The following is a 25525-nucleotide window of genomic DNA, read 5'->3' on the forward strand; positions in this document are numbered from 1 at the left end:
GCCTCCTCGCCGGCCGACCTCCCGACAACCTAGTGCCGGCCACCAAACCAGCGTCGCACCGCCGGCCGGACGCCGGGCAGGCGGGCAGCCGCCGGGCGGTGGAGAAGCGTCAGGCAGCCGCCGGGCGGGGACGGCCGTCAGGCGGGCAGCCGCCACCAGCCGTACGTGCCTGACTCCCGGCGGCAGACGATGTCGCGGCCGTCGGCGGCGCAGTCCCCCGCCGCGCCGGGCAGCACGTCGCGCAGCCGGACCGTCGCCCCCGCCAGGTCCAGCTCCGCGACGACCAGGCCGCGGCCGTCGCGGTCGGGGCGCGTGCCGTAGGACGGCCCGCCCGGGGTGCGGCTGAACGCCAGGTCCCAGCGGCCCAGGTCGGCGACCTCCCGCCCGGTCGCGGCGTCCAGCACGCCGAGGTGACTGGCCGTGCCGCCCGCCTGGTCGTCGGCGATCGCCAGGAGCCGGTCGCCGCGCACCGCGACGACCGTCTGCCAGCGGGGAACGGTCCACCGGACCTCGCCGGTCGCCGGGTCCAGCCCGGACAGTCCGGCGCCCCGGTAGGCCGAGGCGCAGAGCACCCCGCCGCAGCCCACCGCGTAGCCGAACTGTGGCTGCTCCAGGGCCCAGCGCCGGTCCAGCGCGCCGAGCCCGTACGCGGTGACCCGCCGGACCTCCCTCTGGTCGTGCTCGAAGGCGAGCAGCAGGTCACCGGCGATGTCGACCTGCAGGCCCCCCTGCCAGCCGCCCGGCGGCGCGGCGAGGCCCGCGCGCACCGCCCCGGACGCCGCATCGCGCAGCTCGATCCGGCCGGCGGCCGTGACCAGCGCCACCAGGTCGGCCGGGCCGCCCTCGCCACGGTAGTGGAAGGTCGTCCTGCCCAGGCGGCTCGGCACCGACCATCGGACGCGGCCCGACGGCGGGTCCACCGACCGCAGCTCGCCCCGCTGAATGTCCTCGCCGATCAGCAGCAGCCCCCCGCCCACGGTGGGCACCGGGTGGCCGGGCTGCTGCCAGCGCCGCTCGCCGGTCGCCACGTCCACGGCGAGGGTCTCCGCCGCCGACCCGTCGGGGTACTCGGTGAACAGGACGAGGCCGGCGTGCTCCTGAACGCCGGTCAGTTGGCCACTGCCGAACACGGGCGTGCGCCACAACGGCCGGACTGCGGCCCCCGCGCGGGCGGGCGTCGCGTGTGCCGTCACCTCGCGCGGGGCGCTGCTGCCTGGCGTCGCCGGGTCCAGCAGGTAGGCCCGGCCGCCGATGACGACGACCTGGACGCCCAGCCGGCCGCCGAGCACCGCCGACGCGGGGCGCACCACGGGCGCCGACGAGACCAGGACGAACAGCGCGAGGAGGCCGGCCAGTGCCACCCGCAGCGGCCGGCCCACCGCCCGGGGCGGCCGGGGCGGAGGCTCCGGGCCCTGGTCGCCGCGCGTCTCGCCGAGGTCGATGAGCGTCACCCTCGCTCCTTTCCGGGCCGTGGCCGGCGGCGAGCGGGGCGTCCCGCCGGGCCGCCGTGGGGCGCACCGGGCGGCCGGGACCACACGAACGCGCCTGTACGATGGCGCGTCGTGGCCGTGCCGGTGGTAGACCCCTCGCTGAACTCCGACTCCGCACCCGTCGCGACGCGGGCCGCGTCGACCGGACCCGACGCGGCGGGCACAGGCACACCCCGTCGGCCCCGGTGGCGACCTGCCCGCGCCGACCTGCTGGCCATCGGAGCCTACGTGCTCCTCGGCGTCCTCGTCTGCCTCAACTACTGGGGGGACGTCGAGCACCGCGTGTCGTCGCACCTGCCGACCGACCACAGCTGGTTCGAGTGGCTCTTCGCCCACGGCGCGTACTCGGTGCGGCACCTGGAGAACCCGCTGCTCTCCCTGCGCCAGAACGCCCCGGACGGGGTGAACATGATGGCGAACACGTCGCTGCTCGGCGCGACCCTGCCGCTGGCGCCGGTGACGCTGCTGCTCGGCCCGCAGGTGACGTACGCCCTCTACCTCGGCGGGGCGCTCGCGGCGACGGCGGCCACCTCGTACTGGATGCTGTCGCGGCACCTGGTGCGCTCGCGCGCGGCGGCGTTCCTCGGCGGCGCGTTCCTCGGCTTCGCGCCCGGCATCGTGCACCACGCCAACGGGCAGCCGAACTTCGTCTCCAACTACCTGCTGCCGCTCATCGTGGCGCGGGTGCTGCTGCTGGGCGCGGCGGGACGCAGCTGGCGGCGGGACGGGGTGGTGCTGGGGCTGCTGGTGGCGTACCAGATCTTCATCAACGAGGAGATGCTGCTGCTCACGGCGCTGGCCTGCCTGGTGGTCGTGCTGGCGTACGCGGCGCAGCGGCCCCGGGCGGCGTGGGCCCGCGCCCGCGGTTTCCTGTCCGCGCTCGGCCTCGGCGGCGGCTTGGCGCTGCTGCTCACGGCGTACCCGATCTGGTTCCAGTTCAACGGCCCGCAGTCCTACCGGGGGTTGCAGGGCGGGGTGTTCCACAACTGGGGCGAGGACCTGGTGGCCTTCGTCACGTTCGCCCGGGACACGGTGGCCGGCGACGAGGCGGTGGAGAAGACCATCGGCCTCACCGAGCAGAACACCTGGTTCGGCTGGCCGCTGGTGCTGGTCGCGCTGGTCGCGCTGGCGCTGCTGGTCCGCCGGTCGCCGGCCGCCCGGATCGTCGCCGTGCTGGTGGTCGTGTTCACCGTCGCCTCGATCGGCCCGGTGGTGCGCTTCGACGGGGCGGAGACCACGGTCGACGGTCCGTGGGCGTACATCCCGGACGACCTGCCGCTGGTGGAGATGATGATGCCCACCCGGCTGGCCCTGGTGGTGGCCGCCGCCGTCGGCGTGCTGCTCGCCCTGGCCTGGGACGCGCTGGCCCGCACCGCAACCGCCGGGACCGCGACCGCCGGCCGGGTGGGCCGCTGGCTGCGCCCCGTCGGGTACGCGGCGCTCGCGCTCGCCGTGCTGCCGCTGGTCCCCCGCCCGCTGCCCGCCGAGCGGATCGACCCGCCGCCGCACTTCATCACCTCCGGCGGCTGGCGGCCGTACGTCCCGGCGGGGCGGACCCTGGTGCCGGTGCCGATCCCCAGCAACGTGCACGGCCTGCCCACGCTGCGCTGGAGCGCCCTGACCGGGCACGAGTTCCCCATCCCCGGCGGCTACTTCATCGGGCCCAACCCCGACGGCGAGGGCGTCTTCGGCGCCCCGAACCGGCCGACCAGCACCCTCGTCTACTCCACGATGGACGCCGGCGCCGTGCCGCCGCTGACCGAGGAGAACCGTCGGCAGGCGGTGGAGGACCTACGCTACTGGAAGGCGTCCGTGGTCGTCCTCGGCGCGCACCCGCGCGAGGCGGTCCTGCGTGAGCTGATGACCGCCCTGCTGGGCCCGCCGCAGCGCGTCGACGACGTCTGGCTCTGGCAGGTGTGAGGCCCGGCGGCGGTCAGCCCACCAGGGGGCGTACGTCCCAGACCCAGGCGCCGTCGACCTCGCGTCCCGGGCCGACGAGCTGGTCGACGGTGCGGCGGACCGGATCGCCCCGATGCAGTCCGCCCTGCACCAGCACGGCCGCCCGCCAGTGGCGCAGGTCGGTCACCGCCTGCCGACGGTCCGCGTCGGTCACCACCGGCGCCTCGCCCGTCTCGGCCGCCCGGCGTAGCAGCGTCGCCGTCGGGCGGTCGGGCGCGCCCCAGCGGGCGGTCGGGTCGCCGGCGGCGCTCGGGCCGATGAAGTAGCCGCCAGGCGCGGTGAAGGCCAGCCCGGTGCGGGCCGACCAGAACGTCGCCGGGCTCACCCCCGCCCCGGTCACCGGCGGCACCGGCACCAGCGTCCGGCCGGCCGGCACGTACGCCCGCCAGCCGCCGCCGGCCACGAACGCCGGCACCGGCCACGTCGGCACGGTGCGGATCGGCGTGGGGGCCAGCGGGAGCAGCGCGGCGGCCACGGCCCCGCCCCAGAGCAGCCGCACCGGCGCCCCTCGCCGGTCGCCCGCCGACGGGACCGGAGCCAGGGCGAACGCCCGGTCCAGGGAGAGGGCGACCAGCACCCCCAGCACCGGTACGCAGATCAGGGCGAACCGGGCCGGCACCACGAGGTCGAGCAGCGGCACCCCGGCCAGCAGCCGGTACGGCCCGGGCAGCCCGGTCGACGCGCCGTCCACGCGCACGGTGTCGCCGAGGGAGAGCAGCGCGGCGAGCGTCCCGACGGCGGCGAGGGCCCGCACCAGCGGCCGGTGCCACAGCCAGACCACGACCACCACGGCGAGCACCAGCAGCCCGGGACCGAAGAACGAGTTCTCCTCGGTCGGGTTCGGCGCGAGCAGCCCGGGCACGTACCCGTCGCCGAGGACCGTCTGCCGGGCCGACGCGGCGTACGAGGCGGCGTCGAGCTGGAAGCCCCGCGCATGGAAGGGCATCCCCCGGTAGTGGTACGGGCCGAGGAACTGGAACCACAGCGGGTACGCCAGCAGCGCCCCCGCCACCAGCGCGCCCACGCCGAGCCGGCCGAGGAACGCGGGCGCCAGCCGGCGGGCCGCCGCCCGGTCGGCGAGGGCGTACGCCAGGGTGAGCACCCCGGCGGCGAGCGCCAGGAAGACGAGCTGCTCCTCGCCGACGAAGACCTGGTACGCCACCAGCAGCCCGAGCGCCACCCCGTGCCGGCGGACCCGGTCGGTGTCGGGCCGGAACACCAGCGCCAGGATCGGCGGCACCAGGAACTGGGCGGCCATGTGCAGGTGCGCCCCGGCCTGGGCCACCATGCCGGGGGCGAAGCCGCAGACGAGGCCCCCGACTGCGGCGGCGACCCGGGAGTCGACCAGGCGGCGGGCCAGCAGGACGTACCACGCGGTGGCGGTGCCGGCCAGGCTGACGACGACCGCCACGAGGAAGGCCGCCTGCGTGCCGAACAGCAGCGTCACCGGGGTCAGCGGCACGCCCAGGCCGAGCACCGACGTGTTGGCCATCAGGTTCACCCCGTCCGGGGCGTTGAGAGCCACGCTGTGCAGCGGATGCTCCCCGGTGGTGACGGCGCGGGCCGCGTGGGCGAGCATCCACTCGAACAGCATCTGGTCGTTGTCCTGGTGGAACAGCCGGTCGGGTCGGCCCCACTGCCGGCTGGTGAGCAGCACCGCCAGGCCGAGGTAGCCGGCGACCACGGCGGCGTCGACGCCCCGTACCCGCCGGGGTCGAACGGCGACCGGCGGCGCGCCCGGCTGCCGCCGCCCGGCCGGCGCGCCGCCGGTGGCGGGCGCGGCCATCAGGCCGACGGGTCGGTCAGCGTCCGCACGTCCCAGACCCAGACGTCCAGCTCGCGGCGCGCCGGGCCGACCAGGTCCTCGACGGTACGCCGCAGCGGCTCGGCGTTGTGCTGGCCGACCGGGAGCACCAGGATCGCGGCCCGCCAGTGCCGCAACTCGTCCAGGGAGCGGCGGCGCTGGCGGTCGTCGAGCTTCGGGGTACGCCCGGTGCTGGCCACGTCCTCCAGCAGCTCGCCGACGCCGCTGGGCCGCCCGCCGAACCGGCCCGGGTCGCCGGTGTTGCCGTTGCGCGGGGCGAGGAAGTAGCCGCCCGGGATCTTGAAGTCGAGGTTGGTGGTGGCCGCCCACCGCATCCCGTGCGTGTTGCCCATGCTGGGCACCGGGATCGGCACGAGGGTCTGGTCGGGGCCGACGTAGTCGCGCCACCGGTCGGCGGTGATGAACGTCGGCACCGGCGGGCGGGAGGTGACCTTCAGCGGCATCGGCGCGATCGGCAGCAGCGCCATGACCAGGGCGGCCACCCCGAGGGTACGCATGGTGCGGGCCTCGGCCGTGCGCAGCGCCCAGACCCGCTCGACGGCGAGGGCGAGCAGCACCCCGACCACCACGGTGGTGATCATGCCGAACCGGGTGGGCACCACGGCGTCGAGCAGCGGCAGCCGCACCAGGATCTCCCAGGGGCCGGTGAACAGCTCCCGGTCCCACCAGGACACCCGCTCGCCGAGGGAGAGCACCGCGAAGAACGCGCCGGTCGCCGCGAGGGCGCGGACGATCGGCTCGCGGCGCAGCCAGAGCACGGTGCCGACGGCGATGAGGGCGAGGCTCCAGCCGAGGAAGGCGTTCTCCTCGGAGTAGTTCGGGGCGAGGTTGACGTTGGCGCGCTCGTTGCCGCCGAGGGTGGGCGAGCCGGGGGCGAAGAACGCGGCGATGTCGTTGCCGTAGTCGCGGACTGCGTCGCTGAGCCCGTGGTACGCCATCGGCCCGGCGAACTGCACGTAGAGCGGGTACGCCAGCAGCGACCCGGCGAGCACGGTGCACACCGCCACGGCGACGCCCAGGGGCCGCCATGCGGTCGTCCACAGCCCCGGCCGTTGCACGAGCACGGCGATCAGGAACACCCCGCAGGCCATCGCCGTGAAGAGCAGGATCTCCTCGTTGATGAACGCCTGCGCGGTGACCAGGAGGGCCAGCAGCGCCCCGTCGCGGACCGGCCGCCGGGAGCTGGTGATCATCAGCACCCGCCAGACGATGAACGGCAGCAGGAACTGGCTGATGATGTTCGGGTGCCAGTTGGCGTGCGAGAGCATCGCCGGTGAGAACCCGCAGAACCAGCCGCCCACGGCGGCGGCGAGCGGGTTGCGGACGACGTGCCGGGAGAGCAACCGGTACCAGGCGGCGGCGGTGCCGGCGAGGCCGCAGGTGACCAGCACCACAAAGGAGACGGCGGGCCCGAACAGCAGGGTCACCGGCACCATCGGGATGCCGAGCGCCAGGACGGCCGTGTTGGCCATCAGGTTGACCCCGTCGGGGTAGTTGAACTGTTCGGTGTAGAACGGGAACTCGCCGTGCAGCACCACCCGCACCGAGTGGGCGAGGAAGAACTGCACCTGGGCGGGGTCGCTGCTGTAGAGCGAGGCGACCCGGCCTGCGGGGTCGACCCAGATCTGGCTGGTCACCCAGAGCGCGGCGAGCAGGAACAGGCCGTAGACGGCGAGGTCCCGCCGCCGGGGCGTCCACCGCCAGCGCCGCCGGCTGCGGGCCGCGGCGGATCCGGGCGACGGGGCTGTGGCGCTCCCGGGCGACGGGGCTGTGGCGGCGGGCGGCGGGGCGGCTGCGGGCTCCGCGCGGGCCGGGGGCTCGACGGTCGGAGGCTCGACGGTCAGGGGCTCGGCAGGAGTCACAGTCGGCGGAGTCTACCGGAGCGGGTGCCACGCCCGACAATCACCATTGCGTCCTTTGTGGGCGGTCGGGGCGCAGCTCGCGGCCGCGGATCGAGGTGCCGGTTCGCGTCCCGCCGCCGTCTCGTACCATGTGGGGCGCAACACGACCGGCGACGCGATCGGGGGGCGTACAGGTGGCTTCAGCGCGCCGGCGCGGCGGGACGGCCACCGCGCTGCTCGCCCTCCTGCTGACCGCGACGGCCTGCGGCCCGGTCGCCGACCGCAAGCCCGACGCCCTCCCGGTGGGCTACGACAGCCTGGACGGCAAGCTGCGGGTGTGGCCCGCGCGGGGCGGCCTGGCCGGCGACGCGGCGGCCACGGCGGCGGTGACCGACGCGGTCCGGGCCTGGCGGTCGCCGGCCGACGACCGGGCGCACCTGCCGTCCTCGGGGATCCTCTGGTCCGGCGAGGCCGACGGCGCCCCGCTGGCCCTGGTGGCCGCCGACGTCCCTGGCGAGAGCGCCTCCTGGCTGCTGCAACTGACCCGCGACGGCAACCGTTACGTGGTCGGCCGGGCCAGCGAATACACCGACCCCGGCTACCTCGTCTACTCCGACGTGCTGCCCGTGCAGACCAGCGCCGGGCGTCGCTACCTGCTCTCCGAGCGGGTGGAGCGGCTGCTCGGCCCGAAGGGTCGGGCCCTGGTCACCCGGGACGGGCTGACCGACCCGGTGGACGTGCCTGCCTGCCAGGCCGTGCCGCTGACCGCGACGCTGCGGGCCACCAGCTCGCTGCCGCGCGGCCGGGCCGCCGACCGCCTGCTCGACCTGGGTACGGCCACCACGGACCCGCGCTACCCCCTGGTGCGGGACGAGACCGGCTCGGGCCGGCGGGCGCTGGACGACCTGGACACCTGCGAGCTGGCCGACGAGCAGGGTCCCTTCGGCAGCATCCCGCGCCGCATCGGCGACGGTGACGCGCGCCGCTCGGTGCCGGAGTCGTGGCCCCGGGGCAGGGTGAGCGTGCGCGCGCTCGGCGAGGTGGCCCTCGGCGGGGGCGATCCGGCCGACCTGGAGCAGCTGAGCTGGGAGACCGGCACGGGGACGATGACGGCGGTCGTCTACCGGCCGGCCGCCGGCGACCCGGTGTTCTCGCCGGCCGACCGGGCCAGCACGTTGCAGGCGTACGTGCTGCCGGTGCCGGGGCAGCCGCTGGTGGTGCTGAGCTGGCGGGCCAACCGGTACACGTCGCTGTCGGTGCCCCCGGGCACCCCCCGGCTGGTCGACCGGCCGGGGCTGGTGGTGGTGCCGCAGCCGGCGAGCAAGGCGACGTTCAGCCTGACCGGCGCGGAGAAGACCTACTACCGGTCGGTCGGCGGTCGCTGACCACCGCCCCGCTGACCACCGCCCCGCCGGCCCCCGGCGACGCGCCGCCCCGCGGCGAGTGGTGAGAAGGGGCCCCTTCTCGACGCCAGGCGTTAAGAAGGGGCCCTTCCTTGCCCGCACGGCGGTCAGTCGGCGGGCAGGCCGACCGGCTCGACCGACTGCGCGTCCAGGCCCGAGATCCACCCGGTGACGTCGCGGGCCACGTCCTGGGCGGTGAGGCCCAGGTCGGCGAGGATCTGCGCGCGGGTGCCGTGCGGGTGCCAAGCGGCCGGCACGCCCAGGTCCCGAAGCGGCACCCGGACGTCGGCGTCCCGCATCGCCTGGGCGAGGGCGTCGCCGACCCCGCCGACGCGCACGCCGTCCTCGACGGTGACGACGAGCCGGTGGCCGGCGGCCAGCTCGACCAGCTCGGCGGGGACCGGGCGCACCCAGCGCGGGTCGACCACCGTCACCCCGTAGCCCTGCTCGGCGACCCGGGTGGCGACCTCCATGCCGAGGTGACCGAACGAGCCGACCGCGACCAGCAGCACGTCGGTGCGGGCCGCCTCGGCCAGCACGTCGACCCGGCCGACCCGACGCACGGCCGGCAGGTCGGCGGCGACGGTGCCGGTCGGGAACCGGACGACGGTCGGGCCGTCGTCCACGGCGACCGCCTCGCGCAGCTCCTCGCGCAGGGTCGCGGCGTCCCGGGGGGCGGCGATGCGCAGGCCCGGCACCACCCCGAAGACGGACATGTCCCAGATGCCGTAGTGGCTCGGCCCGTCCGGGCCGGTGATCCCGGCCCGGTCCAGCACGAACGTCACCGGCAGCCGGTGCATCGCCACGTCCAGCAGGACCTGGTCGAACGCCCGGTTGAGGAAGGTCGCGTAGACCGCCACCACCGGGTGCAGCCCGCCGAGGGCCAGCCCGGCCGCCGAGGTGGCCGCGTGCTGCTCGGCGATGCCGACGTCGTACACCCGGTCGGGGTGCTTGCGGGCCAGCTTGGCGATGCCGGTGGGCTCGGCCATCGCGGCGGTGATGCCCACCACGTCGGGCCGGGCGTCGGCGATCGCGACCAGCTCGTCGGCGAAGACGTGCGTCCACTTCACCGACGGGGCGGCGACCAGCTTGCCGGTCTCCACGTCGAACGCGCCGGGGCCGTGGAAGCAGTCGGCCTCGTCCTCCTCGGCCGGCCGGTAGCCGTAGCCCTTGCGGGTCACCGCGTGCACGATCACCGGCCCGCCGAAGTGCTTCGCCGCCCGCAGCGCCGACTCGACCGCCTCCAGGTCGTGGCCGTCGACCGGGCCGACGTACTTGATGCCCAGGTCCTCGAACATGGCCTGCGGGGAGACCGCGTCCTTGATGCCCTTCTTGACGGCGTGCAGCACCTCGTACATGGGCCGGCCGACCAGCGGCGTCGAGCCGAGGGCGTCCTTGACGGTGTCGAGGATCTTCTCGTAGCCGGGGTTGAGCCGCAGCGACGAGAGGTGGTCGGCGAGGCCGCCGATGGTCGGCGCGTACGACCGGCCGTTGTCGTTGACCACGATGACGAGGGGGTTGCCGGAGGTGGCGATGTTGTTCAGCGCCTCCCAGCACATGCCGCCGGTCAGCGCCCCGTCGCCGACGACGGCCACGACGGAGCGCGCCTCGCCGCGCAGCGCGTACGCCTTGGCCAGGCCGTCGGCGTAGGACAGGGCGGTGGAGGCGTGCGAGTTCTCGATCAGGTCGTGCTCGCTCTCGGCCTGGCTCGGGTAGCCCGAGAGGCCGCCGCGCTGGCGCAGCTTGTCGAAGCCGTCCTGCCGGCCGGTGAGGATCTTGTGTACGTACGCCTGGTGGCCCGTGTCGAACAGGAGCCGGTCCCGGGGGGAGTCGAAGACCCGGTGCATCGCCAGTGTCAGCTCCACCACACCCAGGTTGGGGCCGACGTGCCCGCCGGTGCGGGAGACCTTGGCGATCAGGAAGTCACGGATCTCGGCGGCGAGGATGTCCAGCTGCTCGGCGGTCATCCGCTTCACGTCCTGCGGACCCCGCACCGTGGCCAGCAGCCGGCCGTGGTTGGCCGTGTCCTCTTCAGCACTCATGAGCGAAGAGTCTATCGGCCGCCTGGTAGTCCGCAGCCTGGCCGGGGAACCACCCGGCTGACCGGATACGCAGTCAGGCGACGATCACCAGCCGCCGGGGCGGGGTGACCGGCGGGGCGTGCCGGGCCGGCCCGGCCGGCGTCCAGGAGCCCAGCACGGCCGCCTCGTGGGCCCCGGTCACCGACGGGATCGCCCCGGGCAGGCCGTGCCAGGACAGCCAGCCGAGCAGCGCGAACGCGTACGCCTCCCTGGCCTGCGCCGGCACCCCCAGCTCGTCGCTGGCCCGCAGCCGCCACCGGCCCTCCCCGAGCACGACCAGCCGGCCCCACAGGGTGGGGTTGCGCACCCCACCCCCGGCGGCGACCACCTCGGCCACCCCGTGCCGGTCGCACGCGGCGGCCACCGTCCGGGCGGTCAGCTCGGTCAGGGTGGCCAGCACGTCGTCGGCGTCGACGGGCTCACCGAGCGCGGCGAGCCGCTCGTCGAGGTACCCGGCGTGGAACAGCTCCTTGCCTGTGGACTTGGGTGGCGGCGCGGCGTAGTACGGCTCGGCGAGCAGCAGCTCCAGCAGGCCGGGGTGCACCCGGCCGGCCGCCGCCCGGGCCCCGTCGAGGTCGCAGGGGCGGCCGAGGAAGCGCCGGGCCGCCGCGTCGAGCAGCGCGTTGGCCGGGCCCACGTCGTACCCGAGGACCGGCGCGCCCGGGGCGACGACGGTGAGGTTGGCGATGCCGCCCAGGTTGAGCGCCGCCCGGGGCGGGCCCGCCCGGCCGCCCAGCAGCAGCGCGTCGAACGCCGGCACCAGGGGCGCGCCCTGCCCGCCCGCGGCGACGTCGGCCGCGCGCAGGTCCGACAGCACCGGTACGCCCACCCGCGCGGCCACCCGGGCCGGCGCGCCGAGCTGGAGGGTGCCGCGCACGGTGCCGCCGTCGACCCAGTGGAAGACGGTCTGCCCCGGCGAGACGACGGCGTCGACCCGCCCGCCGGCCAGCTCCACGCCGCGCGCCGCCGCGTCGGCGAACACCTCGCCCAGCCGGTTGTCCAGCCGGCAGACCGCCTCGATCGTGGTCGGGTTCGGCGGCAGCACGGCCCCGATCTGCGCCCGCAGCTCCTCGTCGTGGTCGAGGCCGAGGTGGCCGAGCGGACGCAGCCGCAGGGTCTCCCCGTCGACGGTGAACTCGGCCGCCACCACGTCCACCCCGTCGTACGACGTCCCCGACATCAACCCCACGATCCGCATAAGGAAGGGCCCCCTGTCAACGCTCTTTGTATAGGAAGGGTCCCCTGCAATCACCCGGCGCCAATCACCGCCCAGGTTGCAGGAGGCCGACCAGCTCCACGTGCTGGGTCATCGGGAACAGGTCGAAGCCGCGCAGCTCCGCCAGCCGCCAGCCGGCGTCGGCGAAGGTGCGTACGTCCCGGGCGAAGGCGGCCGGGTCGCAGGCCACGTACGCCACCGCGCGCGGTGCGGCCGCGACCACGTCCCGCACCACCCGCGCGCCCGCCCCGCTGCGCGGCGGGTCCAGCACCACCAGGTCCACCGGGCCGGCGATCCGGCGGCGGGCCAGGGCGGTCTCCACCCGGGCCGCCACCACCTCGACCCCGGGCAGGTCCCGCAGGTTCTCCCGGGCGGCGGCGACGCTCTCGACGGCGGATTCGACGACGGTGATCCGGGCGTCCGGGCCGACGCGGGCGGCCATGGCGGCGGCGAAGAGCCCCGCCCCGCCGTAGAGGTCCCAGGCCGACTCGCCGGGCTGCGGGTCGAGCAGGGCGAGCACCGCGTCGACCAGGGTGTCGGCCGCCGCCGGGTGTACCTGCCAGAAACCGGACGCCGGCAGCGTCCACTCCCGGCCGGCGGCCACCTCGCGGACCGTCGCCGAACCGTCGAGGGGCAGGACGGTCGCCGAACCGTCGGACGGGACCGCCGCCGGCCCGTCGGGCAGGGCGGTGACGGTGACGTCCCCGCCGGTCGAGGCGACGATCTCCACCGCCTCGGCCGCCGGCCAGGGCTGCCCGAGCACCGGCAGCCCCTGGATCGCCGGGTGGGCGATGCGGCAGCGGTCGATCGGCACCACCTCGTGCGAGCGGTGCTTGAGCAGCCCGGCCCGGCCGGTGGCGTCGACCGCGTACCGGACCCGGGAGCGCCAGCCGAGCGGCCCGCCGGGCAGCGCCGCGACCCGGACCCCGAGCCGGTCGATCTCGGCGTCGGTGCGGCCGGCGAGGCGGCGCAGCTGCTCGCGGACCACCGCGGCCTTCCAGTCCAGCTGGGCCCCGGGCGCGACGTGCTGGAGGTCGCAGCCGCCGCACAGACCCGGTTTCGCATACGGGCAGGGCGGCGCGACCCGCTGCGGCGCGGCGTCGAGCACCGTCACCGCGTCGGCACGGACGAACCCGCGGTGCACCTCCGTGACCTCGGCCACCACCCGCTCGCCGGGCAACGCGTGCCGGACGAAGACCACCTGCCCGTCGACCCGGGCCACGCAGTGCCCGCCGGGGGCGACCGCGTCGACGGTCAGCTCGACCCGCTCGGCCTCCTCCAGCCCGCTCGTCCGGGACGCATCCACGCCTGGCCGGGTCATCGCTGCTCTCCCTCGGTCGGGCCCTGCTCACCTGGCGGGGCGGAGACCACCGGCGGCACCGGCGGGGGCAGGGTGCTGCGCGGGGCGACCCGGGGGCCACGCGCCGGTCCCCGGGTCAGCGTCGCGTCGAGCCGGTCGAGGTTCTTGCCGGCGGTGGAGGCGAGCTGCCACGGGACGCTGGTGACCATCACGCCCGGCTCGAACAGCAGCCGCCCCTTGAGGCGCAACGCGCTCTGGTTGTGCAACAGGTTCTCCCACCAGCGTCCGACGACGTACTCCGGGATGAAGACCGTGACCACGTCGCGCGGCGACTCCCGGCGGGTGTTGGCCACGAAGCCGAGGATCGGCCGGGTGATCTCCCGGTACGGCGAGTCGATCACGGTCAGGGGCACCGGCAGCTCCCGCCGTTCCCAGTCGGCCTGGAGGGCCCGGGTGTCCTTCTCGTCGACGTTCACGGTCACCGCGGTCAGCGTGTCGGGGCGGGTGGCCCGGGCGTACGCGATGGCCCGCAGCGTCGGCTGGTGCAGCTTGCTGACCAGCACGATGGCGTGGTTGCGGGCGGGCAGCACGCCCCGGACCTCGGTCGGCTCCAGCTCGGCGGCGACCCGGTCGTAGTGCCGCCGGATGGCCAGCATCAGCGCGTAGAGCAGCGCCATCGCGACGATGGCGATCCACGCGCCGAGCAGGAACTTGGTGATCAGCACGATGACCAGCACCGCGCCGGTCATCGCCATGCCGAAGGTGTTGATGGCCCGGGACCGGATCATCCGGCGGCGGGCCTGCGGGTCCCGCTCGGTGCGCAGGTGCCGGTTCCAGTGCCGGATCATGCCGGCCTGGGAGAGGGTGAACGAGACGAAGACGCCGACGATGTAGAGCTGGATGAGCTTCGTCACCTCGGCCTGGAAGCCGATGATCAGCACGATCGCGAAGACGGCGAGGAAGAGGATGCCGTTGGAGAACGCCAGCCGGTCGCCCCGGGTGTGCAGCTGCCGGGGCAGGTAGCGGTCCTGGGCGAGGATGGAGCCGAGCACCGGGAAGCCGTTGAACGCGGTGTTGGCGGCGAGGAAGAGGATCAGCGCGGTCATCCCGGCGACCACGTACAGCAGCACCGACCCGGAGCCGAAGACCGTCTCGCCGAGCTGGGCGGTGACGGTCTTCTGCACGTACCCGTCGGGGCCGGCGAGGATCTGCAGGTCCGGGTCCTCGACGAACTGGAGGTCGGTGAGCCGGGACAGCCAGATGATGCCGACGAGCATGCTCACCGCGATGGTGCCGAGCAGCAGCAGGGTGGTGGCGGCGTTGCGGCTCTTCGGGGCCTTGAACGCGGGCACCCCGTTGGAGATCGCCTCCACGCCGGTGAGCGCGGCGCAGCCGGAGGAGAAGGTCCGCAGCAGCAGGAAGACCAGGGCGAACCCGGTGACGCTGTGCTCGGCCTGGATCTCCAGGCCGGCGCTGGGCGCGCGCAGGTCGTGGCCGAGGACGAAGTACCGGACGAGGCCGGTGATGATCATGCCGCCGATGACGATCACGAAACCGTACGTCGGGATGGCGAACGCGGTGCCGGACTCGCGCAGGCCGCGCAGGTTCACGGCGGTGAGCAGCACCACCGCGACGACGGCGATGAGCACCTTGTGGGTGGCCACGTACGGCACCACCGAACCCAGGTTGGCCACGCCGGAGGAGACCGACACGGCCACGGTGAGCACGTAGTCGACCAGCAGCGCGCTGGCCACCGCGACGCCGGCCCGGGGGCCGAGGTTGACCGTGGCCACCTCGTAGTCGCCGCCGCCGGAGGGGTAGGCGTGCACGTTCTGCCGGTAGCTGGCCACCACCGTGAGCATCACCACGACCACGGCGAGGGCGATCCACGGCGAGAAGAGGAACGCCGACGCGCCCGCGATGGAGAGCGTCAGCAGGATCTCGTCGGGGGCGTACGCGACGCTGGAGAGGGCGTCGGAGGCGAAGACCGGCAGCGCGATGCGCTTCGGCAGGAGGGTGTGCTGGAGCCGGTCGGACCGGAACGGTCGACCGACGAGCAGCCGCTTCAGCAGCGAGGTGGGACTGGCCACAAGCGCTAAGGGTACGGCCACGGTTCCGTGGTCACCCGGGGGTGGCGGAGCAGCTCGTTCGCCCGGGCGGAGTACCGTCGTGCCCCGCCGGCAACCCCGACGTGGCAGGCTCGCAGTCGAGGGGTCCACGGCTGGCGGGTGCGCGCACCTTGGGAGGGACACGTGCATGTCGTGATCATGGGCTGCGGCCGGGTCGGGTCGACCCTGGCCCACAGCCTGGAGTCCCGGGGGCACTCGGTGGCGGTGATCGACCAGGACGCCGACGCGTTCCGCCGGCTCAGCCCGGACTTCGCGGGCATCACGGTCACCGGGGCCGGCTTCGACGGCGAGGTGCTCCGGCAGGCCGGCATCGAGCGGGCGGATGCCTTCGCCGCCGTCTCCAGCGGAGACAACTCCAACATCATCTCGGCCCGGCTGGCCCGCGAGACGTTCGGCGTCTCCCGGGTCGCCGCGCGGATCTACGACCAGCGCCGGGCCCAGGTCTACGAGCGGCTGGGCATCCCGACCGTGGCCACCGTGCGGTGGACGGCCGACCGGATGCTGCGCCACCTCGTCCCCGAGGGCAACGTGGAGATCTTCCGCGATCCGACCAGCACCGTCTCGATCGTCGAGGTGCCGGTGCACAAGGACTGGATCGGCCGGCCGCTGCGGGGCCTGGAGGAGGCGACCGGGGCGCGGGTGGCATACCTGATCCGCTTCGGGATCGGCACCCTGCCCACGGGCTCCACCGCCGTGCAGGAGGGCGACCAGGTCTTCATGCTGGTCACCGACGACATCGTGGCGTCGGCGACCTCGGTGGCGGGCAGCCCGCCGGAAGGAGCGCACTGAGCATGCGGATCGCCATCGCCGGCGCCGGCAACGTGGGCCGCTCGATCGCCCAGGAGTTGATCGACAACGGCCACCAGGTGATGCTGATCGAGCGCCAGCCCCGGATGCTGCGGCCCGACCGGGTGCCGGCGGCCGAGTGGGTGCTTGCCGATGCCTGCGAGCTGGCCAGCCTGGAGGAGGCCAACGTCGCCGGCTGCGACGTGGTGGTCGCGGCGACCGGGGACGACAAGGTCAACCTGGTGGTGTCGCTGCTGGCCAAGACCGAGTTCGCGGTGCCCCGGGTGGTGGCCCGGGTCAACCGGGCCGAGAACGAGTGGCTGTTCACCGAGCAGTGGGGCGTCGACGTCTCGGTGAGCAAGCCGCGGGTGATGGCGGCCCTGGTCGAGGAGGCGGTGACCGTCGGCGACCTGGTGCGGCTGATGACGTTCCGGCAGGGCGAGGCGAACCTGGTGGAGATCACCCTGCCGCCGACCGCGCCGTACGTGGGGCAGCCGATCCATGCCGTGCCGATCCCCCGCGACGCTGCCCTGGTGGCCATCCTGCGCGGAAAGCGGGTGCTCGTGCCCAGCCCGGACGACCCGATCGAGGCCGGCGACGAGCTGATCTTCGTCTGCACGGCGGAGGTGGAGGACGACGTCCGCGCGGTGATCCTCGGCACGGACAGCATCGAGCGGACCCGCGGCGCGATCTGAGCCCCCTGGCCGGGCAACCCGGCCCTGCTGCCGCCGCCGGGTGACGGGAGATCAGCCGCCGGGCAGGGGCTCCGGCGCCGCGGTCGGCTCCTGCCCCGCCGCCTGCTCGCGCGTCACCCGCCGCACCGTCCAGACCGTGATCAGCAGCAGCAGCGCGTACGGCGGGTAGCCCAGCGCCAGCCGGGCCACGCCCAGCGCGGTGTCCTGGTGGGCGAGGTAGAGGGCCGCCTGGACGCCGACCTTGGCCAGCCACACCACGCCCCACAGGACGGTGAGCTGGGTGAAGGTCCGCACGAGGCGCGGGTCGTCGCGCCACTCGGAGCGCCCCTTGGCCACCAGCACCGACCAGATCCAGCCCACGAGGGGCTGCTTGACCGCCGCCGAGACCAGCAGTGCCAGCCCGTAGCCGATGCCGTAGAGGATGCCGGGGAGGTAGAAGTCGCGCTCGTCGCCCGTGCGCCAGGCGATGGCCGCGCCGATGCCGACGCCGACCAGGCCGTTGACCGCGTGCCGCACCGGCCGGCGCTGGACCAGCCGCAGCGCGGCGATGAGCAGCGCCACGGCCACCGAGGCGATCACGGCGGGGCGCAGCTCGCCGACGATGTTGGCGACGACGAAGACGACCACCGGGATGCTCGACTCGACCAGGCCACGCCAGCCGCCGAGCTGGTCCGCCATCTGCTCGGCGAGGGTCGGCAGCGCCTCGTCGTCCTCGGGCCCGGCCCCGGGCTCGGTCGCCCGCTGGGCTCCAGTGGTCATCGCGGTCCTCCGGCCGGGCGCGTGCGCGTCGTCACTTCGGTGGCTCCAACTCGTAGTACGGGTTGTAGATGACCTTGCGGTCGTCGCGCACCGCCACCCGGCCCCTGGCGGTCAGGTGCCGGCCCGGCTCGATGCCGGCGATGTGCCGCCGCCCGAGCCAGACCAGGGTCACCACGTCGCTGCCATCATATAGATCGGCTTCGAGGGTGGGGAGGTTCGTGCGGGGGGTGTAGACCACGGTGCGCAGCCGGCCGTTGACGCTGACGACCTGACCCCGCGCGCACTGCCGGGCCGGCACGCCGCCGGACTCGGCGCTCTCCCGGCGCAGCTCCTGCGCCTCGATCTCGGCCTCGCTCGCGGTGAGCCGGTGCAGCAGCCGCCGGAACGAGACCCTGCCGCCCTCGTCGGTCGTCATGACCGGGTCACCCTCTCCTCCGCCGGCAGGCCGCGCCGGCACCGGTGCGGCCTGTGTGGGCGAGGCCGTCCCGCCAGCGTACGCCGGCCGGCGGGCAGCCGGCACCGCCGGCCCGCCCCGGACCAGGCCACCGGCGGTACGCCGACGGCGGGCCCCCGGGGCGGGCCGGCCGGTGCCCGGTCAGGCCTCGACGGTCGGGCCGGCCTGCTCGGCGACCTCGCGCGGCAGGCGCAGCGGCAGCGGCTCGCGCACCGGCTTGGCCTCCTGGCCGCGGTCGACGACCAGCCCGTCCAGGCACTCGCGCAGCGGGCCGGCGGCGGCGGGGTCGGTCGCGGCGGCGCCCTGGTAGACGCCGCGCACCATCCAGCGCGGGCCGTCGATCCCGACGAACCGCAGGTCGGTCAGGCCGTCCGGGGTGCGCACCCGGGCGTGCAGCTCCGGACCGTACTCTCCCTGCGCCTCTTGGGCCGCCGCGCCGTCGTTGAACAGCGACTGCCGGATCTCCTCGCGCACCTCGTCCCAGATGCCCTCGGAGCGGGGCGCGGCGAAGACGCCGAGCTGGAGCGCGCTCTGCCCGTGCACCAGGACGACCTGCTGGATCACGCCCTCCGGGTCGGCCTGCACCCGCACCTCCACGTCGGCCACCGCCGGGATGTGGAGGCTGCCCAGGTCGAGCCGCTGCACCCCGTCGGGGGCCTCGGCGACGTCGTACGGGCCGCGCGCCGGGGCCTGGCCCTCGGCGTCACGACCGTCCACGACCTCGGCGGCCCGCTCGGCACGGGCCTGCCGACCGTCACCGGCCCGCTTTCGGGAGAAGATCACTGCGCCCACCCTCCGCTGTTCGCGCTCACCCTGCCACCTCTTCCGGCTGCCCGCCGGCCCGGTCCGCCGGCGGCGGCACGAGCCCGGCGTGCCCGCCGGTCGAGCCGTGCCCGCCGACGCCCCGCCGGGACGGCGGCAGCTCGGCCACCGGCCGGAAATCGGCCCGCGTCACCCGCTGGACAACGAGTTGCGCGATCCGATCGCCACGGGCGATCTTCGCCGGTGTCTCCCGATCATGATTGATCAGGTTGACCAGGATCTCACCCCGGTAACCGGCGTCGACCGTACCGGGCGCGTTGAGCACCGTCACCCCGAGCCTGGCCGCCAGACCCGACCGGGGGTGCACCAGCCCCACGTACCCCTCCGGGAGGGCGATCGCCAGGCCGGTCGGGACCAGGGCCCGGCCGCCGGGGGGCAGCTCCACGTCCGCGGCGGCCACCAGGTCCGCCCCGGCGTCGCCGGGATGGGAGTACGCCGGCAGCGGCAACTGCGGGTCGAGCCGCCGCACGGGCACGGGTACGTCGTCGGTCACGGTCTCCCTCTTCCGTCCGTTTCACGGGGTGCCCTGTCATCCTGCCGGGTCGACCGCCCGTCGCGCGCCGTACCCTGGCAGGAGTGAGCCGATCGCCCGCCCCGACGCCCCCCACCACCGCCACCACCACGTACGCGGAGCGGCTCAGCCTGCCGTGGTGGCTCTGGCTGGCCGGGCCGGCCCTCGGTGGTTTCCTCGCGCTGGAGCTGTGGCTGGGCGCGGGCGGCCTGCGTGCCTGGCTGCCGTTCGTGGTGCTGCTGCCGGCGACCGTGGCCGCCCTGTGGTGGCTGGGCCGCGTCCGCGTCGCCGTGGCCGACGGCGAGCTGCGGGTGGACGACGCCCGGCTGCCCGTGCGGTTCGTGGCCGACGCCGTCGCGCTGGACGCCGCCGGCCGGCGCGAGGTGCTCGGCGTCGGGGCGGACCCGCTCGCCTTCGTGGTGCAGCGCCCCTGGATCGCCGGGGCGGTGCAGGTGGTGCTGGACGATCCGGCCGACCCCACCCCGTTCTGGGTGGTCAGCACCCGCGACCCGGTGCGGCTCGCCGCCGCGATCCTCGCCGCCCGCGACGCCCACTGAGCCGCCCACTGGGCCGACCGCGACGCCCACTGGGCCCCGGCACCCGCCTCGTCCGGGCGCGCGACCGAACCCCGCGAGGGCGGGCGGTCAGGGCAGGGCAGGCGGCGGGCCGGGCAGCTCGCGCCGCTGCCGGCCGAGGTCCTTGCGGAGCTGCTCGCCGAGGCCCCGGGTGGCCCGCCGGTTGAGATAGCTGGCGACCGCCGCCCCGGTGAGGAACGGGCCGAGCGTGGTCAGGTTACGGCCGAAGCGCTTCAGCAGGGTGTCGCGCAGCTCCTTGCGGGCCGCCGCGCCGAGCACCGCGCCGACGCCCACCCCGGGCAGCATCGGGTTGATCCCCCGCTGGCTGGCCCAGGACTGCACCACGGCAACCGTGCGCTGGGTGCCGGCGGTGGGCAGCGGGACGCCGTACACCTCGTGCAACTCGCCGATCAGCTTCAGCTCGACGGCCACCACGGCGACCGTCTCGGCGGCCAGCAGCACCGGCGCGGACAGCAGGGTCGGCGCGACGACCCACTCGACGGCCGCCACTCCCCCGCCGGCCGCGCCGATCGCGGCGGTCGTCCGGGCGGCGTTGCGGACCAGCCGGTCGGCGAGGGCCTCGCCCTCCAGGCCGGGGAAGTGCCGGCGCAGGGTCGCCAGGTCCCGGATCGGCACGTGCGGGGCGATGTCGGCGACCGCGTCGGTCATCCAGCGGACGGCGGCGCGCGGCTTGAACAGGTCGGCGAGGCCCCGACCCCGGACCTGGCCGACCAGCCGGGTCAGCAGTTGCCGCCGGCGGGCCGGCCCGACGTCGTCGGCGGTCAGCGCGGCGACTGTCGCGCCCAGTTCCGCGCCCGCGCCGGCACCGCCCGGGTGGGCGATCTCCGACCCGGCACCGGTGCCGCCCGACGGGGCGGGCTCGGACCCGCCGCCGGTGTCGTCGGTGGCGGGCCGCCCGCCGTCGTCGCTGCGCTCGACCATGCGTCGACCTCCCGGGTGCGTCGGTGGGTGGGGAACCGTCCTGACGAGTCAAGCAGTTCCCCGCCACCGGCGCACGGCACCGCCGTGGGCCCGTGACGCACCGGCGGGCGCGGACGTGCCCGGGATCGGCGGCTCCCACAGCGGCGGCCTCATCCGATGAGGCCGCCGCCGGTGTTTCCGCGCAGAGGCGCGGGTGTTCCCCGTTGAGGCGCTGGTGTTCCGGGTAGCGGTCAGACGCACTCGCGGCAGATCAGTTCGCCGTTGCGCTCGACCGCCAGCTGGCTGCGGTGGTGGACCAGGAAGCAGCGGCCGCACCGGAACTCGTCCTGCTGCATCGGTAGCACCTTGACCGTGAGCTCTTCGTCGGCCAGGTCAGCACCAGGGAGCTCGAAGCTCTCGGCCACCTCGGCCTCGTCGACGTCCACGGCGCCCGACTGTGAGTCGACCCGCCGGGCCTTGAGCTCTTCCAGGCTGTCCTCGCCGAGGTCGACCTCGTCGCGACGCGGGGCGTCGTAGTCGGTGGCCATCGGTTTCACTCTCCCATATCGATATGGTCGCTCCCGGTTGTAACGCCGGAAGGCGCTGTTTCGGTTCCACTGCCGGCCACCAACTTTTGTCGGTCACCCGACCCGGCCACGGGCCGGACCGGGCCGCCAGAGAAACTCCCCCAGCGAGCGCGGTACCTTACCCCCCTCGGGCGAGGCATGTATACCGCCCTCGCGGCTCAGATGTACGCCCCAGACCTCGAAGTTGTTCCCAATGTGATTCAGGCGACACGAAGATAGGGGTAGTAGTACCCGCTTCCCGGTTGGCGCGCCGGCATGTCGGACTGTTTCCACGCGACCGCCGGACAACCGTTAGCCTCAGCGGCGTACTCGACGGCCGGCGGGGCGGCCCACCGCCCCTCCGCCGCCGCCACCCAATCACCGTCCGGGGAGCGCCAGGATGAGCTTTGCGCGAGTGCGAGCACTCGTAGTCGTCGGTCTGCTGGCGGTCGTCGCCCTGGTCTTCGTGGTCGTGGCCGTGGTCCGCGACACCCAGGGCAAGGGCGGCGTGGCCGGCGGCTGCCCCGAGGACGCGCCGCTGGCGGACGTGACCCTGCGCGAGAACAAGGACGTGAAGCTCAACGTCTACAACGCCACCGACGAGGCGGGCCTCGCCGGGAAGATCGCGGACGACTTCCGCAACCGGAAGTTCCAGGTGAAGAAGGAGGGCAACGCCAAGGAGCAACTCGACGGCGTCGCCGTCCTGCGGTACGGCCCGAAGGGCGTCGGCTCCGCCCACCTGCTGAGCGCGTACTTCCTCAACAACGCCGAACCGAAGTTCGACATCAACCGCAAGGACGACATCGTCGACGTGGTCCTCGGCAACAACTTCGCCCAGCTCGCCACCACCACGGAGGTCAACCAGTCCCTCGGCGACCTGGGTGCCCCGGTCGCCCCGCCCGGCACCTGCCCGATGCCCATCGGCAAGTGACCCGGCGCGGCCGGTCGGGGCGGTCAGGGCGGTCAGGGGCCGCCCGAGGCGTCCAGGTCGGCCAGCCGGTCGTGCAGGGGCGCGAACAGCGCCGGCGGGGCGGCGATCAGCAGGTCCGGGCCAGCCGGCTGGTCGCCGAGCCCGGCGACCAGCAGCCCGGCCTCGGCGCCGACCAGCGCACCGGCCGCGTGGTCCCAGAGGTTCAGACCCTTCTCGTAGTACGCGTCCAGGCGCCCCTCGGCGGCCAGGCAGAGGTCCACCGAGGCCGCGCCCTGCCGGCGCACGTCCCGCACGTGGCCGATCAGCCCGGCGAGCACCCGGGCCTGGTGGGCCCGGCGGGCGGGGTCGTAGCCGAAACCGGTGGCGACCAGCGCCTGCCCGAGGTCGGCCTCGGCCGAGCAGCGCAGCCGTTCCCCGCCCCGGTACGCGCCGCCGCCGGCGGTCGCCGTCCACTCGTCACCGGTGAACACGTTGCGCACCACACCCGCGACCACCTCGCCGTCGACCTCGGCGGCCAGCGACACCGCGCAGTACGGCAGCCCGTAGAGATAGTTGACCGTCCCGTCGATCGGGTCGACGATCCAGCGCACCCGGGCTGCCGGGGCGGCGTCGCCCGCGCCGTACTCCTCTCCGAGGACCGCGTCGTGCGGCCGGATCCGCCGCAGCGCGTCGAGCACCTGCCGCTCGACGGCCCGGTCGGCGGCGGTGACCACGTCGGTGACGGTGGACTTGGTGGCGGCCACCGACACGCCCTCGGCCCACATCCGGTGGGCGGTGTCCGCCGCAGCCCGGGCGACATCGACGGCGATCTCCAGCAGTTCCCCGGGTGGCGGCACCGAGTGGCCCATGGTTCGTCCCCTTCCCGCACGACTGGACCCGTCCGGGTCGCGCGCGAGTATCATCCTTACAAAGTCCACATCTGCGCCGAATCGGCGGTCCCGCCAGTCGGTCCGCCGTGCGGCGCAGGATGATCGCGGCAGACGGCGTTACAATTCACCCTGCCCACGCGCCACGGACCGCCAGCCACCGGCCGGCCCGGGACACGGGGGTCCCTCAACCACATCGTCCGGCACCGTGCTCCGCGCTGCGTCGGGCACCCGGCCGTGCTCGCTCTTCGCCTCCGGAAGGTCATTCGTGACAGAACCCCGCCAGACCGGCGCCGACGTTCGCTCGCTCACCGACACCCTGATCGCCCACGCGCAGAGCGCCGGCGGCCAGCTCACGTCGGCCCAGCTCGCGCGCACCGTCGAGTCCGCCGAGGTGACTCCGGCCCAGGCCAAGAAGATCCTGCGTGCGCTCGCGGAAGCGGGGGTGACCGTGGTCGTCGACGGCTCGGCCAGCCCGCGCCGCCGGGTCGCCGCCGCCCGGTCCGCCACCCCGGCGTCCCGGGCCACCACCGCCAAGACCACCAAGAAGGTGGCCCCGCCCGCCCCGAAGCAGGCGCCCGCCGCCGACGACGCCCCCGCGTCGGCACCCCGGAAGGTCGCCGCGCGCAAGGCCACCACCGAGGCGGTGGCGAAGGCCACCGTGCCGGCGAAGGTCGCGCGGCCCGCCCGGGCCACCAAGGCGACGGTGGCCGCCGCCGCGGGCAAGCCCGCCAAGGCCGCCGCCGGTAAGCCGAAGGGCGAGGGCGCCGAGGGCGACATCGATCCGGAGGAGCTCGCCGCCGAGATCGAGGACGTGGTGGTCGAGGAACCGGCCGAGCTGGCCCGGGCCGCCGCGGCCGACGCCGCCAGCTCCGCCACGGACAACGACTTCGAGTGGGACGACGAGGAGTCCGAGGCGCTCAAGCAGGCGCGCCGCGACGCCGAGCTGACCGCCTCCGCCGACTCCGTGCGGGCCTACCTCAAGCAGATCGGCAAGGTGCCCCTGCTCAACGCCGAGCAGGAGGTGGAGCTCGCCAAGCGGATCGAGGCGGGCCTCTACGCCGCCGAGCGGCTGCGCGCCGCCGAGGAGGGCGAGGAGAAGCTGGTCCGGGAGATGGTCCGTGACCTCGGCTGGATCTCCCGCGACGGCGAGCGGGCCAAGAACCACCTGCTGGAGGCCAACCTCCGGCTGGTGGTGTCGCTGGCCAAGCGCTACACCGGCCGGGGCATGGCGTTCCTCGACCTCATCCAGGAGGGCAACCTCGGCCTGATCCGGGCGGTCGAGAAGTTCGACTACACCAAGGGCTACAAGTTCTCCACGTACGCCACCTGGTGGATCCGGCAGGCGATCACCCGCGCGATGGCCGACCAGGCCCGCACCATCCGCATCCCGGTGCACATGGTCGAGGTGATCAACAAGCTCGGCCGGATCCAGCGCGAGCTGCTCCAGGACCTGGGCCGCGAGCCCACCCCGGAGGAGCTGGCCAAGGAGATGGACATCACACCCGAGAAGGTGCTGGAGATCCAGCAGTACGCTCGGGAGCCCATCTCGCTCGACCAGACCATCGGCGACGAGGGCGACAGTCAGCTCGGCGACTTCATCGAGGACTCGGAGGCCGTGGTCGCGGTCGACGCCGTCTCCTTCTCCCTGCTGCAGGACCAGCTCCAGCAGGTGCTCCAGACGCTGTCCGAGCGCGAGGCGGGTGTGGTCCGGCTCCGCTTCGGCCTCACCGACGGCCAGCCGCGCACGCTGGACGAGATCGGCCAGGTCTACGGCGTGACCCGGGAGCGGATCCGGCAGATCGAGTCCAAAACGATGTCGAAGCTGCGCCACCCGTCGCGGTCACAGGTTCTCCGTGACTACCTGGACTGACCCGCATTCGTCAACTGGCCGTGTCGCTTTGATCACCAGCCGTACAACACCCGGTGGCGATCGGTCGGTTGCACGATTGTGATCGTTGACGTGGCACCCTTGGTGCACGGCACACTGTTGCCGCCAGGTGTGACCTCGGTCCCCCGCGGGCACACAGGGAAGGCAAGACCCTTGTCGGGTGTTGCACGATAGATGAGCAACGACCGACGAGATTGTTCATCGGTGACGACCAGAGGAGGAAGGCGATGACCCCGACCCTCACGCCGCCGCCCGAGACGGTGGCTCCCCCAGCCGCCGATGAACGGTGCGACCGCTGCAACGCTGCCGGCAAGCTCCGTATCACTCTGGCGGGCGGGAGCGAGCTGGTGTTCTGTGGGCACCACGCGAACAAGTACGCGGAGGATCTCGTGAAGATCACCGTGCGGTACGCGACGGACCCCGAGTTCAGCTGGCGTGGCGCCGATCTGATGGCGAACTGACCGCAAGAGTCCGCATACCGACATAAGCCGGCCGGAGGTGCCC

At 74.5% G+C, this 25525-nt stretch carries 22 protein-coding genes; 8 read left to right on the plus strand and 14 right to left on the minus strand.

The window, feature by feature from the left end:
* Positions 1–137: 137 nt before the first annotated feature.
* Positions 138–1451 (minus strand): PQQ-binding-like beta-propeller repeat protein, encoded by a 1314-nt coding sequence (locus ACFT41_RS16430; protein ID WP_377585306.1) that lies wholly within the window; start codon positions 1449–1451, stop codon positions 138–140.
* 111 nt (positions 1452–1562) lie between these two features.
* Between ACFT41_RS16430 and ACFT41_RS16435 the strand changes: the two genes are divergently transcribed.
* On the plus strand, positions 1563–3410 hold the full coding sequence (locus tag ACFT41_RS16435; RefSeq protein WP_377585303.1) for a hypothetical protein: 1848 nt from the start codon (positions 1563–1565) through the stop codon (positions 3408–3410).
* 13 nt (positions 3411–3423) lie between these two features.
* Here ACFT41_RS16435 and ACFT41_RS16440 read toward each other — a convergent pair whose 3' ends face one another.
* Both ACFT41_RS16440 and ACFT41_RS16445 read right to left on the minus strand, forming a co-directional pair.
* Complete coding sequence (locus tag ACFT41_RS16440; RefSeq protein ID WP_377585300.1) at positions 3424–5235, minus strand: hypothetical protein; 1812 nt, start codon at positions 5233–5235, stop codon at positions 3424–3426.
* On the minus strand, positions 5235–7136 hold the full coding sequence (locus tag ACFT41_RS16445; protein WP_377585297.1) for a hypothetical protein: 1902 nt from the start codon (positions 7134–7136) through the stop codon (positions 5235–5237). The genes ACFT41_RS16440 and ACFT41_RS16445 overlap by 1 nt, the downstream gene beginning before the upstream one ends.
* Before the next feature lie 173 nt (positions 7137–7309).
* On the opposite strand from ACFT41_RS16445, the gene ACFT41_RS16450 reads away from it, so the two are divergent.
* Positions 7310–8500 carry a hypothetical protein gene (locus tag ACFT41_RS16450; RefSeq protein WP_377585296.1) on the plus strand — a complete coding sequence of 397 codons (1191 nt, stop codon included), beginning with the start codon at positions 7310–7312 and terminating at the stop codon, positions 8498–8500.
* Between the two features lie 125 nt (positions 8501–8625).
* On the opposite strand, the gene dxs is transcribed toward ACFT41_RS16450, so the two are convergent.
* The 4 genes from dxs to ACFT41_RS16470 all read right to left on the minus strand — a co-directional run bounded on the left by dxs (position 8626) and on the right by ACFT41_RS16470 (position 15205).
* Positions 8626–10560: a 1-deoxy-D-xylulose-5-phosphate synthase gene (gene dxs / locus ACFT41_RS16455; RefSeq protein WP_377585293.1), complete on the minus strand. Its 1935-nt coding sequence runs from the start codon at positions 10558–10560 to the stop codon at positions 8626–8628.
* Positions 10561–10633: 73 nt separating this feature from the next.
* Positions 10634–11797: an anhydro-N-acetylmuramic acid kinase gene (locus tag ACFT41_RS16460; RefSeq protein ID WP_377585291.1), complete on the minus strand. Its 1164-nt coding sequence runs from the start codon at positions 11795–11797 to the stop codon at positions 10634–10636.
* Between the two features lie 64 nt (positions 11798–11861).
* Positions 11862–13136, minus strand: a complete 1275-nt coding sequence (locus tag ACFT41_RS16465) for a class I SAM-dependent RNA methyltransferase (protein ID WP_377585288.1) — start codon at positions 13134–13136, stop codon at positions 11862–11864.
* Entirely contained in the window at positions 13133–15205 is a 2073-nt protein-coding gene (locus tag ACFT41_RS16470; protein ID WP_377585285.1) for an APC family permease, read from the minus strand. Before ACFT41_RS16470 ends, ACFT41_RS16465 begins: the two co-directional genes overlap by 4 nt.
* Positions 15206–15367: 162 nt before the next feature.
* Here ACFT41_RS16470 and ACFT41_RS16475 point away from each other — a divergent pair, with 162 nt between their 5' ends.
* Together ACFT41_RS16475 and ACFT41_RS16480 are read left to right on the plus strand one after the other, a co-directional pair.
* Complete coding sequence (locus ACFT41_RS16475; protein WP_377585282.1) at positions 15368–16033, plus strand: potassium channel family protein; 666 nt, start codon at positions 15368–15370, stop codon at positions 16031–16033.
* 2 nt (positions 16034–16035) lie between these two features.
* Complete coding sequence (locus tag ACFT41_RS16480) at positions 16036–16725, plus strand: potassium channel family protein (RefSeq protein WP_377585279.1); 690 nt, start codon at positions 16036–16038, stop codon at positions 16723–16725.
* A 51-nt stretch (positions 16726–16776) separates the two neighbouring features.
* Here the strand turns inward: ACFT41_RS16480 and ACFT41_RS16485 are convergent, their stop codons facing one another.
* The 4 genes from ACFT41_RS16485 to dut form a co-directional block, all read right to left on the minus strand.
* Complete coding sequence (locus ACFT41_RS16485) at positions 16777–17484, minus strand: DUF3159 domain-containing protein (protein WP_377585277.1); 708 nt, start codon at positions 17482–17484, stop codon at positions 16777–16779.
* A 31-nt stretch (positions 17485–17515) separates the two neighbouring features.
* A complete protein-coding gene (locus tag ACFT41_RS16490; protein ID WP_377585274.1) occupies positions 17516–17899 on the minus strand; it encodes an OB-fold nucleic acid binding domain-containing protein in 384 nt (127 codons plus the stop codon).
* A gap of 180 nt (positions 17900–18079) precedes the next feature.
* Positions 18080–18721 (minus strand): DUF3710 domain-containing protein, encoded by a 642-nt coding sequence (locus tag ACFT41_RS16495; protein ID WP_377585272.1) that lies wholly within the window; start codon positions 18719–18721, stop codon positions 18080–18082.
* A gap of 25 nt (positions 18722–18746) precedes the next feature.
* Entirely contained in the window at positions 18747–19253 is a 507-nt protein-coding gene (gene dut, locus ACFT41_RS16500) for a dUTP diphosphatase (RefSeq protein WP_377585269.1), read from the minus strand.
* An 83-nt stretch (positions 19254–19336) separates the two neighbouring features.
* On the opposite strand from dut, the gene ACFT41_RS16505 reads away from it, so the two are divergent.
* The gene (locus ACFT41_RS16505) at positions 19337–19828 is read left to right on the plus strand and encodes a DUF3093 domain-containing protein (RefSeq protein ID WP_377585266.1); all 492 of its coding nucleotides are present in this window, start codon (positions 19337–19339) and stop codon (positions 19826–19828) included.
* A gap of 87 nt (positions 19829–19915) precedes the next feature.
* On the opposite strand, the gene ACFT41_RS16510 is transcribed toward ACFT41_RS16505, so the two are convergent.
* The gene (locus tag ACFT41_RS16510) at positions 19916–20788 is read right to left on the minus strand and encodes a hypothetical protein (protein ID WP_377585263.1); all 873 of its coding nucleotides are present in this window, start codon (positions 20786–20788) and stop codon (positions 19916–19918) included.
* Positions 20789–21018: 230 nt separating this feature from the next.
* Positions 21019–21315, minus strand: coding sequence for a DUF4193 domain-containing protein (locus ACFT41_RS16515; protein ID WP_046565779.1), 297 nt, complete (start codon positions 21313–21315; stop codon positions 21019–21021).
* A 433-nt stretch (positions 21316–21748) separates the two neighbouring features.
* Here ACFT41_RS16515 and ACFT41_RS16520 point away from each other — a divergent pair, with 433 nt between their 5' ends.
* A complete protein-coding gene (locus tag ACFT41_RS16520; protein WP_377585382.1) occupies positions 21749–22264 on the plus strand; it encodes a LytR C-terminal domain-containing protein in 516 nt (171 codons plus the stop codon).
* A gap of 32 nt (positions 22265–22296) precedes the next feature.
* On the opposite strand, the gene ACFT41_RS16525 is transcribed toward ACFT41_RS16520, so the two are convergent.
* Entirely contained in the window at positions 22297–23112 is an 816-nt protein-coding gene (locus tag ACFT41_RS16525; RefSeq protein WP_377585259.1) for an inositol monophosphatase family protein, read from the minus strand.
* 286 nt (positions 23113–23398) lie between these two features.
* On the opposite strand from ACFT41_RS16525, the gene ACFT41_RS16530 reads away from it, so the two are divergent.
* On the plus strand, positions 23399–25003 hold the full coding sequence (locus ACFT41_RS16530) for an RNA polymerase sigma factor (protein ID WP_377585257.1): 1605 nt from the start codon (positions 23399–23401) through the stop codon (positions 25001–25003).
* Between the two features lie 245 nt (positions 25004–25248).
* Positions 25249–25482: a hypothetical protein gene (locus ACFT41_RS16535; protein WP_036374862.1), complete on the plus strand. Its 234-nt coding sequence runs from the start codon at positions 25249–25251 to the stop codon at positions 25480–25482.
* The last annotated feature ends 43 nt before the right edge of the window (positions 25483–25525 follow it).

The sequence above is a fragment of the Micromonospora sp. NPDC057141 genome (assembly GCF_042670805.1).
Lineage (GTDB): Bacteria > Actinomycetota > Actinomycetes > Mycobacteriales > Micromonosporaceae > Micromonospora.